We start from the raw sequence: 14,362 nt of genomic DNA, 5'->3' as shown, positions 1-14,362 counted from the left end.
AGGCTATTCAAAATTTGCAATTGGTTGAACAAACCCAATTTTAAACAATTAAACCTTTAAACGATTAAAACAATTAAACCCTTCCTCTACAAATTCTTCAACTGATTGTCGTTTTTGTTTTTGCTGATGGTCCAAAAGAAACCGACAAAGAAAAACCGATCCGCAGCAGGCTTGATCGCGCTTCGTCTGTATTCGCCATTTGCATCGGGTTTAAGGGCATAATTATACCCATACACATTGTTTGCTCCCAAAATATTCGAAACCGAGAAGTACAAAATCTTTTGGGTTGTCAATAAATAAGCCCAGTTAAAACTCAAATCGTTGTATGATTTTGTCTTTCCGTTCATAAATTGAGTTTCATTTGGATTGTTATACGGTCTTCCGGAACTGAAGGAATTGGTCAGACCCACCTGTGATTTCCAATCCGTAATCCAATATTTGGTCACTATCGACAAACTATTATTTGCAACAAAATTTGGAGTCACCTGAGTTGGATAATTCTTGTACAAACGTTCTGTATCAATGTATGAATAGGAAACCCAATATTCCAAATGGTTGATGGTTTTATTGTCTCTCCAAAACAAATCCAAGCCTTTGGCATATCCTTTTCCATCATTTGTAAATATTGAATTGTAAGCCACCTGAGGCGTATCAAAACGAACCAAATTACTGTAATCTTTGTAATAGGCCTCGGCTCTCAGTGTACGTCCTTCTTTACTGTATTGGTAATTCAATATGTAATGGGAAGCTTTCTCGCTCTCAAACTGATTGAATTTGGAAAACTTGATATACTCCACACTTGGAGTTTGGGAGAAATCACCGTAAGCAAAAGAAAGCTGACTGAATTTAGCCATTTTGTAAGCAAAAGAAATTCTCGGCGAAATCACATTATCGTTTGTCAAGTCATTTGCGGAAGCGCGAACACCAACCTTGGCCGCCAATTTTTTGGAAAAGAAAATATCCGCTTCTGTGTACAAAGCACCAATATTGTTGTCATAGCCGTAATCAAATTTATTTTCTGTATTTCTAGTAAAACTCTCATTGTATTTGGTGATAAAATAATCCGCGCCAAAAGACAGTTTAAAACGATTTGATATGTTTTTTTTCAGTTTCAGTTTGAAGTTAACAGCGTTTTCATCATTTCCCAATTTGTCTAAATCAATATCGGATTTCACTTGATTATAGCCATAACTCATTCCCGCCGTTATGTTCCAATTGGTTCCAAAAGAACCATTGTACGACGAATTCAAATAGAAATTATCATTCTTGGAATCAACCGTGATTTTATCAACCGAATTGATATTTTCCTGCTTAATGATAAATTGGGAAGCATCAAATGCCGCGTACATTTTGAAAATACCTCTTTCAAAATTGTATCTGTACACCATTTCTCCGGACAAAGCCTGAGGAGCGCTTTTCCATTCCACATCCTGCGGAACAAGCGCCTGATAAGGAGCCAAATTGATATACGAAGTATTGATACTAAAAGAACTTTTTTTCCATTTTTGAGTATTTCCTAGCCCCGCTCCAACCGACATAATTGAGATTTCGGTTTTTGCCTGATCCGGTTCGTCAATCGTATTCAAAAGCAAAACACTCGACAAAGCATCACCATATTCGGCAGAATATCCTCCGGTTGAAAACGAAATCCCACTGAAAAGGAAAGGCGAAAAACGGCTGCGTGTAGGCAAATTATTCGGAGTCGAATTATAAGGCTGAGGCACCCGCATTCCGTCAACATAAGTTTGAGTTTCATTGGCCTCGCCTCCGCGAACGAACAGTCTCCCGTCCTCACCCACCGCTTGCGTTCCCGGTAAAGTTTGCAACGCAGCCACAATATTCCCAACAGAACCCGCAGTAGTCACAATATCTAACGGTTTTAAAACCGAAACTCTCGCTTTACTTCCGGATTCCAACGATCCGGCAGTAACCACAACGGCATCAAGAGAATTAACATTATCTCTAAGTTTGATCGTTTGGTTTTTAAAATGTGCCACATCAATCATTGTGTTGGACGTTTCGTAAACCAAGGAACTTGCCACCAAATTTTGATTTCCGGTGGTGGTGGTTTCAAAAGCAAAATCACCGTTTTCCGAAGTCGATGCGCCATCATAACTGCCTTCGATATAAACATTGACACCGGCGATCGGAACTCCTTTTTCATTAACAATTCTACCTGAAATGGTCGTTTGGGAAAAAAGTGTAATACTGAATAACGAAACAAATGCTAAAAATAAAGTCTTCATATTTATGGTTTTGATGAGACAAATGTCATTAAGAAAAAAAAGGAACTGAAATTGTTCTGACCCAATTGCGGAAAATTAGGGATGAATTGTAGTGTTATTTTTTTGGAGCAGAACATTTGTGTTTTTCACAAGTTCACTCCCGCTTTACGCTACAATCTCTTGTACTGAACCCCAGCACAAGAGGATTTCTACTTCAATCGGGGCTAAAAATCAAGATTTTCGTTTTTTACGAGTATTTAAAAGTCGCGCCAACATTAAAAATCTACGAAATCTGCGTGAAAAAAATAAGCACGCAGATTTCGCAGATTTTTGCAGATAATTTCAAAACCTAAAAATTTAAGAATCAAAATCAAGCATCTAATAAATCTTTAGAATTCGTAAATTTGATATATAAAACCAACTACTGATGAAAAAAGCTATCCTTACCTTGTTGCTTCTTACTAATCTCAATCTGCTTTTCTCTCAGGAAGCGAATTCCGCTTATGACGAAAAACTCGCCAAATCCCTGAATGCAGATGAACGCGGAATGAAAAAATATGTATTTTGTCTCCTAAAATCAGGCACCAATACAACGGCCACAAAAGAAGAAACCCAAAAGTTATTTGAAGGTCACATGGCCAACATCAATAAATTAGCCAAAGAAGGAAAATTGGCTGTTGCCGGGCCTTTTATGAAAAACGAACGAAATTACAGGGGTATTTATGTTTTTAATGTTGAAACAATTGAAGAAGCCCAAGCTCTTGTTGAAACCGATCCGGCCATAAAAGCCAATTTACTAGAAGCCGAATTAACGCCTTGGTATTGTACTGCAGCATTGCAGGAAACAGTAAAAATTCATGAGAAAATAGCGAAGAACAAGTTTTAGTTTTCAGTAAAAAAACTATCTCAGAATTAACCATTCTTGAAATAATCAAGATAAAGCAATAACATTTTTACCATTAAAATTAAGAATCATTAAGCCTTAATTAAACTTAATTTCTTAATGGTATATAAAAAATCAAAATCTTTATTTTCAAAAACCTTAATCCCAAAGAAAATGCCACACCTTTTAGCAAAACTCAGAAATGTCCCTTTTCAGACAATCAAAGAAGTCTTGGAAAAAGACAAAGCTTTTCATGCTTCCGAAGAAATGTTTTTGGAACATATTTGGCAAAATGTCGATGATGAAAATGAAGTGCTCTTTCTCTTTAGAATAAATTCGATAGAGAACACCAAAAAGCTAATTGATAAATTACATACCAAAGCATTGGAACAAAATCCCGAAGCCAACTTACCAACGATGATCTACTTGCAATGATTTATCTAGTTAATATCATTATTTTCAAATGGATAAAAAATTCAAAAAATACCATACTTTTTTGGATCCATGACTATAAGAAATATTACACCCTTAGTTTACTCTTTTTACCTTTACTGTCATTTTCCCAAAGAATTGACAATACAGCTTCTTTCAGGGAAATAAAAAGCAATCATTATTTTCGTTATAATTACGATAATGACTTTTTTGCAAATACCGATTATTACTATACCCAAGGTCACAATCTTGAATTGGTAAGTCCAAAATTGCTTAAAAACCCAATAAATATATTGTTTATAAAATTAAAAAACAGCGAACAAAAATACGGGGCATCATTTGAACAAATGGGTTTTACACCAACAAGTCTCAAATCGAACGAAATCCTTTATGATAACAGACCTTTTGCGGCAGCAGCCATGCTAAAACCATTTTTAATTTCAACTGATACAATACATAAAACTACACTTTCTTCAAATCTAACTATTGGAATTATTGGTCCCTATGCTTTAGGCCGAGAAATACAAACTGAAATTCACGAATGGATTAGTGGTACAACTCCTTATGGTTGGCAATACCAAATCCAAAATGATTTAATCCTAAATTGTGAAATTTCACACGAGAAGCAATTGTATCGACTCAATAATTTATTTGCATTAAATTCTAACGCAAAACTCCGATTAGGAACACTGAACACAAATATATCAGGAGGATTGACGACTACTTTTGGAAAAATCAACTCCCCTTTCGTTTCCCTAAAAAACAAAAATAATTTCCAAATCTATGGTTATTGGCAGGGTCTTGTTACCGTTGTTGGATATGATGCTAGTTTGCAAGGTGGTCTTTTTAATCAAAATAGTCCCTATGTTATCGCTAATGAGAATATGGAAAGATTTACTTTTCAAAAAAATTTCGGAATAATTTTGCATTCCAAAACATTTTACCTCGAGTATTCTCGTTCTGCTCTTTCGAAGGAATTCAAAACAGGAAGAACACATAAATGGGGTGGATTCAGAATTGGATTCACACTATAATTTTTTCAAACACAAAATGCATATTCCGAAAATAGATTGTAATACATTAGCATTAAATCCAAATACCAAATTATCAACAATGATATACTTATGATAAGATTAAACAAAATTCACCACATCGCTATTATTTGTTCCGATTATGAAAAATCAAAACATTTTTATACCTCGATTTTAGGACTAACAATCACACAAGAAATCTACCGCGAAGAACGACAATCCTATAAACTTGATTTAGCTCTTAACGGAAACTATATCATCGAACTGTTTTCATTCCCGAATCCGCCGAAAAGGGTTTCCCGACCGGAAGCTGCCGGATTACGTCACTTGGCTTTTGAAGTTGATGATATTCAGGAAACCCGAAAACACATCATTGAACAAGGTTACACTGCTGAGGAAATTCGTATTGATGAATTTACCAAAAAGAAATTTTTCTTCATGGCTGACCCGGATGACACTCCCATTGAGTTTTATGAGAAATAAACATTTTAAACTCTATTTCCTATTTTCACCATATAAGTCATGTACGTTTTTTAAGTAAGCAAAGGCAAACACTTTAGACTCGTATTGTCTTCAATAATTAGCCCATAAAAGATAAATACACTATTAAACTTTAGTTTTTACTCTTATATGCTCTTTTATCCAAAAGATTTTTTTCGAGTCAAACATCAGACTTTAATACTCTTATATGACTTATATGTTTATTTTTTGCTAAATGCATTTCTTAAAAAAATCACAAAACAGGGCAATTATCATTGAGATTTTAACCATTTCCGATTTTGTTTATCTAATTTTGTAATTCTCAAAAATTAAAACGGACATTTTTATCTAATTTAAAGGTTCGTTTTTATCAAAATTAATCCAACCGATTCGGTTAAAAAAAAGAAAATGATTCCAACTGTACGTAATTTTCAATTTACAAAACTGCAAAAATTAGTTGTTGTATCTATTTTAATTGGTTTTCTATCTGCATTTTTAGGTATTGCCTTAAAAAGATTGACTGAATATTATGAAGGAATATTTGCCCATCAGGCGACGATAAATCCTTTGTATTATATCTTTTTCCCAATATTTGGATTGTCTGTCATTTACTTTCTGAGGGAATATCTTTTTAAGAAAAAAGAAAACAAAGGAATTAAGGAAATCTTTGAAAGCACTGCTTCCAAATCGCAGAATTTACCCAATTATAAAATTTCGTCCCACTTCATCAATGGATTGTTAACCGTAATTTTTGGAGGTTCAACAGGAATCGAAGTATCCACAGTTGTCGCATCGGCAACAATTGGTTCTGTAGCCCAAAGAAAACAAAACGTTTTCAAGGAATATAAAACCGAATTAATTTGTGCCGGAGTTGCAGCAGGAATCACCGCTTTGTTCAGCAGTCCAATTGCGGGGATTCTTTTTGCTTTGGAAGTGATTTCAAGAAAAGTAACGAAGACATTTTTAATCACAAATTTGATCGCGGTTCTTACCGCTTTCGGACTTATTTTCATCTTGGACGAAAAACCATTGTTTATTGTAAATATTACCACTTGGTATTTGAAGGCAATCCCGTATTTTATTCTTTTGGGAATTTTGGCGGGTTTTTTCTCGGTGTATTTAACCCGATGCGTTCTATTTTTCAAAAATCAGTTTTCAAAAATAGATACCCATTATTATAAAATCATTATTGGTTCTTGTATTCTAAGCATCTCTTTGCTCCTATTCCCTCAACTTTACGGCGAAGGATATCATTCGATCAAAGAATTGACCACTAATCCAAACGAAATGCAATTAAGCTTTTCGCTAGTCTTAACATTTATCGGAATCCTAGTTCTAAAACCTATTGTCACATCTGCAACTCTCGTTTCAGGAGGAGACGGAGGTGTTTTTGCGCCGAGTCTTTTTATTGGGGCTTTTTTAGGGCTATTGGTTGCAATGGTTTTAAACACTTATTTTTCAGCCAATGTTATTCCGCTTAATTTTATCGTCATCGGAATGGCAGCAGTTCTTAGTGCAAGTATTCATGCTCCTTTTACCTCTATTTTCCTTGTCTGCGGATTGACGAATAATTACACACTATTTATACCAATTTTGGTGGTTTGTTTGATTTCTAAATACACCGCAAAAATGATTTACCCTTTTACCGTTTATACCTACTCACCAAGTTTAGTAAAACAACACGTTCAGTAAAATAAAGTTACCTCATGCCTGTTCAAAAAATAAAGCGAACTTATCGCAAAACAAAATACATCCTTTACAAAGAAACTTTAGTCGATTATAAAGAACAATTTTGGTCATTTTTAGGCTCGTTTGTTGGTATTGGAATTCTTGCTTATATTCAATCCATCCACTTTAAAGGAAATGACGCGGTTTACCTGATTGGTTCTTTTGGAGCGTCGAGTGTATTGATTTATGGAATTATACAAAGTCCGTTTTCGCAACCTAGAAATTTGGTTGGCGGACATTTAATTTCGGCCTTAATTGGAGTTACCGTTCATAAATTGATTCCGGATATTATTTGGATAGCCGCTCCCCTCGCCGTTTCATTTGCCATTATTCTGATGCAGATAACCAAAACGCTGCACCCACCGGGAGGAGCGACAGCTTTGATTGCCATCATTGGTTCTGACAAAATAAAGGCCTTAGGGTATATGTATGTGTTTTCGCCGGTTCTGTTAGGTGTTTTGATTTTGCTTTTTACCGCATTGATTTTTAACAACATGACTCCAAATAGATATTATCCAACTCATAAAAAATACCATCAGCTTAGAAAGAGGATTTCAAAAGCTATAAAAATTTGATCGTAAAGACAAGAAGTCCTTAAAGCAAAATTTCTCAACAAATTGCACAAATTTTCACAGATTTATTAGTGAATTTTGTGCATTTTTTGTTTGAATATGGTTGCATTTGAAATTTATAATTCTATTTTTGATAAAACTTATCTCACTTTTAAAAGAACCCCCATATGAAAAAACCTTGTTACTCTTTCTTTTAATTCTTACTCAAACTACATTCAGTAATAACAAACTTACCGAAACCCAAAACTTGCCGCTACTTGCAAAGTTTTTTTTGAGGGATAAGGCTAAAATATTATCAACGAATTATCAATTTTAAACAAATGAAAAAATATCAATTGCTCCTTTTAATTATTTTAACGAGTATAAGTTCTAAAGCACAAACCATTACACCAAATATTTCAGCCAGAGTAGATACTTCCAAGGTTGCAATTAAACAAGTATATCATATGTATAAAAACTACCTTAATTCAAGACCTGATAGTATTTATCAAAATCCAAATTGGAATGTTGATGAAGCTAAATATTATGTGAAAAATAAATTAAGACCTGACAGATCTTCCAATTTGATGTTTGTTTATAGTAATTCAATTAAGTATTTTAGTTCCTATACACCTAAAATATTACAAATTGATAGTATTGCGATAAACAGATATCAGATAAAAACTATTTTTGAACAAAAATGTCCTGATGCAGAATATGATAAATATACCCCAGATTGGATTACCAAATTATATGCTGTAAGAAATAACAAAGGAGAATTTAAATTAGAAAACACAATCTTATATGACACCCAAAAATGGGAAAAACATCAGTACAAATTCATTAATTATGTAGTTCATCCCGATTGTGTTTTCAACAAAGAGGAAGCTGCTAAGTCGGTAGTTTTTTGCGAAAAAATAGCAAAACAATTTAACGTTAAAGTAGAGCCTTTTACTTATTATCTGTTACCAAATCCTGATGCAATGGGTAAACTCTACAATTTTGATTATTGGATGTCTTATTTAGGTGGTCAAACATTTACTTCTACAAAAGAAATTTTTACCACTTATGGAAAGGCCTATTTTCCTCATGAATTTATTCACATGTTATTCCCTATTCCAAAAAATGGTGATGCTGGATGTCCAATGATTGTTACAGAAGGTCTAGCTACTTGGTTAGCAGGCCCCGGAGGCAATACAACTTTTGAAGAAGCCCTAAAAGGTGTTTCAAAAACATTTCAAAAACAAAACAACCTTACTATTGAAGACATAATGACTTTTAAACTCCGTAACGAATTTGACAACAATATTTTATATGTCACTGGAGGCGTGATTTGTAAACTTGTGTATGAAAAACAGGGTGAAAAAGGAATTTGGGAATTGTACAATTCTAACAAAGCTAATTTTAATTCCGTTTTAGAAAAACAGTTTGGGATGAGTTACGATATGGTAGAAACATTAGTTATAAAAACTATAAAAGATTACAATGTGATGAAATAACGAATAACATAACCAAAAATCTTTTCAACAAAACCCAATTCATAAATTAAATTCTAAAATTAAGCTTTACATTTGCTCCTTCAATAAAAATTAAGATTATGGTTTATAAATTCAGAGTCATTCTAGATGCAGAAGAAGACATTTTCAGAGACATAGCAATACTTTCAGAAGATACTTTAGAAGATTTACACAATGCTATTTTCAATTCATTTGGTTTTGACGGAATGGAAGTAGCTTCTTTTTATACTTGTGATGAAACTTGGAATCAGGAAGATGAAATTTCGCTTTTTGATACAGGCGATGTTCAGGGTGAACAAAAAATCATGAGTGACTATCAGTTATCTGACATACTAGACGAGGAAAACACTAAGATTATTTATGTTTACGATTTCATCAATATGTGGACTTTCTTAGTAGAATTGGCTGCTATCGAAGAGGAGCACGTGGGCGCAACCTATCCTGAAACTTTATTTTCGCATGGCGAAATGCCGGCCGAAGCCCTTGAAAAAAACTTTGAAGCCGATAGCATGCACGACGATATTTACGGTGAATTTGAAGACGATTTGGACGAAGACGACCTAGATATGTTTGAAGGCGACGACAGCTTTGAAGACTACGGGTTTGAGGAGAATTGGAATTAACAAAAAGACTATAAGAATAAAGAGCCAAGAGTAAAGACTTTAATTCCGTCTTTTTTCTTGGCTCTTCCATCTATCATCTAAAAAACAAAAAATGATCAACTTATACAACACGCACATTGAGACGCTTTCCATACACCGTGTGGGAAATATGAGCCGTAACGAGCCTCTTTTTTTATCGGAAGAACCATTTAAATTGAGCGATGAAATTGTGCCTTTGATGAAAGAGTTTTTCTTTAAGCCTTTTAAAGAAAAGGAAGAAAACTACTTTCAGTTTGCACACGAAGTAGATTTGGACTACAATGACATGTTTAAATATGCGACTGAAATTTTTGCTAATCCAAATTCGTTGCATGATGTTTCCAAAAAGATAACCAAACATCTTTTTGAACAGTCCAACCATCCGCACATCAAAAACGGTGAGGTCTATGTGACGTATTTGACCAATTTGAACATTGACAACAATGTGGTGGACGCCATCGGTATTTACAAAAGTGAAATCCAATCCGACTTTTTACAGTTTGAGGAAAAAGGAACGCAACTAGAGATGATTCTTCAACACGGTGTGAGTTTGAACAAAATGGACAAAGGTTGTCTTATTTTTAATTACAAAAAAGAAGAAGGCTACAAAATCCTTTCTGTGGACAGCAATCGTTATGATGCTAGATATTGGTTAGAGCATTTCCTTTCTGTTGATGCTTTTGAGGACGAAAACTTTATCACCAAAAAATACTTGAAATTCTGTCAAGGATTTGCCAAAGATGTTGTTTTCCCTGCCGAAGACAAAAAGGAAGAAGTAATGTTCATGAACCGTTCGGTGAATTATTTTGCAAAAAACGATCAATTCGAAGAGAGCAATTTCTTGAACGAAGTATTGGACAATCCTGATTTGATTCCGGAGTTTAAAAACTACAAAGTTGATAAAGGAGAGAAATACAGTATTGAAGATGTAACCTCATTCCCTATTGCCAATGCAGCGGTAAGTGATGCGAGAAAATCAATAAAAAACGTAATTAACTTGGACACACATATCCAAATTAAAATGGATTTCATCAACCCGGAAAGTGCAGAGAAATTTGTTGAAAAAGGTTGGGACGAAGAAAAACAGATGTATTACTATTTGGTTTATTTCAACAAAGAACAAAAAAGCTAGAATTTATTCTATTTCAATTTCCTATCAAAAAAACGGCAGCCCATTTGAAGCTGCCGTTTTTTATGGATTAATATCTATATCACTATAATCGAAAGAAATTACAAATTGTCAAACGTTCTTAATTTATCACTAATTTTATAGTTTAAATCAAAAATCAAGATGGATACTCATTTACATAAAGATAGTCCTTTCCAAACCATAATTTCCTTTCATAAACTGATCGAATCTTTTGAAGAAATCGCTTTATCAAACGTTGATTACAGATCAAACTATGCCAAAGCACTACTAAAAGAAATAGAAACTTTGCCGGAATTTAGAACCGGAATCCGAGATTATTCTTTGATCAAAAAAAATGAACCTTTAATTAAAAATCTTTTAGCTGATTTATTCCCAACTGCTTTAACTCACAATGAAATCAAGGCTGTTACTATTCCGTTTCAAAATGTATCTTTCAATTATACAGAGCGTTTCAAGAAAATTTTGAGTAACGCAGGTAATGAATTTTACATGGAAATTCGTGATTTTGACGATCATCAGTTCTATATAACCAACTGCTGTTTAATTCTAAGCGGTTATTACAAACAGCGCATTGACTTTAACAGACCTTTTTTCTACGACATTCCTGATGAAAATGGTATCGAAAAACACTATCGCATTTTGTACAATGCTGATTTCATTGAAATTACACCAACTGAAAACGCTATACATTTGACGCAAGACGATATTGATTTACTAATTGACAACTATGATGATATTGAACTTTGGAAATCAAAATTCCCAAAAGAAAGCTGGATTTTAAAAGGTTTTGGAATTGTTTCCTTATTTGATGCCACTATAGAAAGTGCGATCTCAAATTTAAAAAGCAACTTATTAAAACCCAATACCAATTCTGTTGCATCTAACGATATTATTGAAAACATTTTCAGGTCAATCTTTAAAATTCCGAGTTTGAGAGTTGGCTTCATCATCTATAATCCAGAAGAAGAAAAATTCATAAAGCCCATCAAATTTGATAAACAGATGCAGAGTTTTTTACTTTCATCTGATCAGGAAGTTGAATGTAAAAACGATTTTTTTGGCTGTTCCTTTGAGAATTTGCTTCATAATAAAGAGCCTTTTGTAATTTCAAATGTTAAAAAATTTATAGAAGAATCTTCAAATAAAAAACTTGGAGAACATTTACTAAGACAAAATATTCAAAGCTGTGTTTTTGCTCCGGTAATAAAAGATGGAAATTTATTGGGCGTTGTTGAATTAGTTTCAGAAAATCCAAGAGATATAAACAGCATCAATATCACTAAACTCGAATTAGTTTTACCGTATTTAACTGATACTATCGATCGTTATAATACCGATATGCAACATCAGATTGAAGCTATTATTCAGCGTGAATACACTACAATCCATCCAAGCGTTTATTGGAAATTCAAAAAAGAAACCCAAAATTATTTTCAAAATATCAATCATACGAAAGATTATATTTTTAAAGAAATTGTCTTTAAAAATGTATATCCGTTGTATGGTCAAATCGATATCAAAGGATCCACTGAACACCGAAACGAGACTGTCAAAAAAGATTTAAAAAATCAGCTCAACGCACTTTTGGAGATTTTTGACAATCATACCCCTAGTGCAAACATGGTACTTTTGGAGCAAAGAAAATTTGAATTGGAATCCTTTCGAAACGAATTAAAATTCCCTCTAAAAGCCGACACCGAACAACATATTCAACGCTATATTGAGGAGGAAATCCATCCTATTTTAAAAAACACGAAAGGCTTTGCCAAAAACGAGAAATTAGAAGAATCGTATTTTGAAAGTTTGGATGAAAAATCAGGTTTGTTTTATCAGGAAAGAAAAAAATTTGATAATGCGATGTCTATTATCAACAAGAAACTAGCCTCAATTTTAGATGAAAAACAACTCGAAGCACAACAAATTTATCCTCATTATTACGAGCGATTTAAAACAGATGGTGTCGAACATAATTTATACATTGGAGCTTCGATTTCGCCAACCAAACATTTTGATATAATGTATCTGCACAACTTGCGTTTATGGCAGTTGCAAACGTTATGTGAAATGGAATTGGAACATCATCAACTCAAAGAATCGCTTCCTTACGAATTGGATGTAACATCGTTAATTCTAGTTTTCAGTGTACCGCTTTCTATTCGTTTTAGAATGGATGAAAAACGATTTGATGTTGACGGAACGTACAATGCAAGATATGAAGTTATTAAAAAACGTATCGACAAATCATATATAAAAGGAACAAAAGACCGAATTACAGAAAAAGAAAAAATCACGATTGTTTATTCTCAAAACAACGAAGAAACTGAATACTTAAAATATATTAAATACCTGCAACATAAAAAAATACTCGAACCCGAAATCGAGCAATTCGAAGTCGAAGACCTTCAGGGAGTTTCAGGTTTGAGGGCGATTCGTGTAAAAGTGATTAACAATACTGTAAATCCTGCAACCAAAAAGATTACTTATCAAGATTTATTAGACGAGCTCAACTAGTTTTAGTTGAGCTTCGTTTTTAAGAGCCAAGACTTTTAAAGGCAATTACAAAAGCAATCACTGTCACGATTATCCCGACCATAAAAATATTATAGGCAATTCGCAGCAAGTTGTATTTTCGCTGCAACACCAATCCGAGGTAATACAAGTCTTTGATCATCGTAGAATACAAATAATCACGGTCTTTCATCATTTCGTTCATTGCCCAATCATATTCTTCCAAAGACATTTTATAGAAATTCCCAAAAAACATCAAATTTACTTTTTTGTCTTCAACATCTTCCCGTGTAAAAAATCCCGAAGTCACTTTTGGACGTGTCGAAAGAATCGCGAAAATAATGGTGATAACGCTCGACATCAGCATAATGAAAGTAGGGATTACCAAATGCGCGTTTTTTGGACTGTCCAATTTCGGAATGATCGAAGAAAGAGCAATAGAGATAATAATTGCATTTACTGACAATAAAATATTGGCTTTGCTATCGGCTATGCCACTCAATCGAGTGTGATTTCCCAACGTTACTCGAAACAAAGTATCAATGCCACGATCCGGTTTTTCGACTTTTTCTTTCTTTTTATTTTCTTCTTCAAGTGCTGAGGCTGCTTTCAATTCCTGTTTGTTCATTTTTTTCTGAATAAGAACCAAGTTTTTCTCTTTCAATGGCTGCCATTTTTTTATTGCATAATCGGTATAAAAACGATGTTTATTCAGTAAAAAGTTTAGATTTTCCCGTGTCCACTCTGCATTTGAAAATGCTGCTATTCCTGTGTTTTTCAGTTCTAAACGCAATAATTCGCAAGTTGTGGTATATTCAGTTTTTATAAGATGAACGTAATCAGCGTCTTTGATTATTTTTTCCAAATGTGTTTTGGGTTCGTGTTCTTTGACTGTTGCCAAAATCAAATTTGATACATTGGCTATAAATTCATCTGATTGCCCTTTTTCCTTTAAAAAATCTACAGCAATTTTTACGCTCTTTTCCTCGTGATTTTCATACCCATCAATGTAACCTGAATCATGAAACCAAGCTGCAACCAAAAGAGCCTTTTTATCGTCATCGCTTACTTCCTCTTTCTTGCAAAGCTCTTTAACCGCATTTACGACAGTCAAAGTATGATTAAAATTATGGTAAGAATATAAATTGGAAAGTTTATCTTTGAGTAATGTACTGATGAAATCTTCGGATTGTTCTACTAGATTCATAAAGAGTAT

The 14,362-nt window shown here is 33.7% G+C and carries 12 protein-coding genes; 10 read left to right on the top strand and 2 right to left on the bottom strand.

Going from position 1 to position 14,362, the window contains the following annotated elements; all coding sequences use genetic code 11:
- Positions 1–86 precede the first annotated feature (86 nt).
- Entirely contained in the window at positions 87–2,246 is a 2,160-nt protein-coding gene (locus OZP12_RS07820) for a TonB-dependent receptor (protein WP_281228479.1), read from the bottom strand.
- A 406-nt stretch (positions 2,247–2,652) separates the two neighbouring features.
- Between OZP12_RS07820 and OZP12_RS07815 the strand changes: the two genes are divergently transcribed.
- The 10 genes from OZP12_RS07815 (at position 2,653) to OZP12_RS07770 (ending at position 13,149) form a co-directional block, all read left to right on the top strand.
- Positions 2,653–3,111 (top strand): YciI family protein, encoded by a 459-nt coding sequence (locus tag OZP12_RS07815; RefSeq protein WP_281228478.1) that lies wholly within the window; start codon positions 2,653–2,655, stop codon positions 3,109–3,111.
- Positions 3,112–3,282: 171 nt separating this feature from the next.
- Positions 3,283–3,543, top strand: coding sequence for a hypothetical protein (locus OZP12_RS07810; protein WP_281228477.1), 261 nt, complete (start codon positions 3,283–3,285; stop codon positions 3,541–3,543).
- On the top strand, positions 3,540–4,574 hold the full coding sequence (locus tag OZP12_RS07805; RefSeq protein WP_281228476.1) for a lipid A deacylase LpxR family protein: 1,035 nt from the start codon (positions 3,540–3,542) through the stop codon (positions 4,572–4,574). The genes OZP12_RS07810 and OZP12_RS07805 overlap by 4 nt, the downstream gene beginning before the upstream one ends.
- A 90-nt stretch (positions 4,575–4,664) precedes the next feature.
- Complete coding sequence (gene gloA2, locus OZP12_RS07800) at positions 4,665–5,054, top strand: SMU1112c/YaeR family gloxylase I-like metalloprotein (RefSeq protein WP_281228475.1); 390 nt, start codon at positions 4,665–4,667, stop codon at positions 5,052–5,054.
- Positions 5,055–5,459: 405 nt separating this feature from the next.
- Complete coding sequence (locus OZP12_RS07795; protein WP_281228474.1) at positions 5,460–6,743, top strand: chloride channel protein; 1,284 nt, start codon at positions 5,460–5,462, stop codon at positions 6,741–6,743.
- Positions 6,744–6,757: 14 nt separating this feature from the next.
- A complete protein-coding gene (locus OZP12_RS07790) occupies positions 6,758–7,354 on the top strand; it encodes an HPP family protein (RefSeq protein WP_281228473.1) in 597 nt (198 codons plus the stop codon).
- Between the two features lie 317 nt (positions 7,355–7,671).
- The gene (locus tag OZP12_RS07785; protein WP_281228472.1) at positions 7,672–8,829 is read left to right on the top strand and encodes a hypothetical protein; all 1,158 of its coding nucleotides are present in this window, start codon (positions 7,672–7,674) and stop codon (positions 8,827–8,829) included.
- Between the two features lie 98 nt (positions 8,830–8,927).
- Positions 8,928–9,470 carry an IS1096 element passenger TnpR family protein gene (locus OZP12_RS07780; protein WP_281228471.1) on the top strand — a complete coding sequence of 181 codons (543 nt, stop codon included), beginning with the start codon at positions 8,928–8,930 and terminating at the stop codon, positions 9,468–9,470.
- Between the two features lie 91 nt (positions 9,471–9,561).
- On the top strand, positions 9,562–10,620 hold the full coding sequence (locus tag OZP12_RS07775) for a nucleoid-associated protein (RefSeq protein ID WP_281228470.1): 1,059 nt from the start codon (positions 9,562–9,564) through the stop codon (positions 10,618–10,620).
- 159 nt (positions 10,621–10,779) lie between these two features.
- Positions 10,780–13,149 (top strand): GAF domain-containing protein, encoded by a 2,370-nt coding sequence (locus OZP12_RS07770; RefSeq protein WP_281228469.1) that lies wholly within the window; start codon positions 10,780–10,782, stop codon positions 13,147–13,149.
- Positions 13,150–13,168: 19 nt separating this feature from the next.
- On the opposite strand, the gene OZP12_RS07765 is transcribed toward OZP12_RS07770, so the two are convergent.
- Positions 13,169–14,353: a Pycsar system effector family protein gene (locus OZP12_RS07765; RefSeq protein ID WP_281228468.1), complete on the bottom strand. Its 1,185-nt coding sequence runs from the start codon at positions 14,351–14,353 to the stop codon at positions 13,169–13,171.
- Between the last annotated feature and the right edge of the window lie 9 nt (positions 14,354–14,362).

This window comes from Flavobacterium aquiphilum (assembly GCF_027111335.1).
Lineage (GTDB): Bacteria > Bacteroidota > Bacteroidia > Flavobacteriales > Flavobacteriaceae > Flavobacterium > Flavobacterium aquiphilum.
The sequence above is the reverse complement of the archived record's forward strand: the minus strand, read 5'-3'. Positions and strand labels throughout refer to the sequence as shown.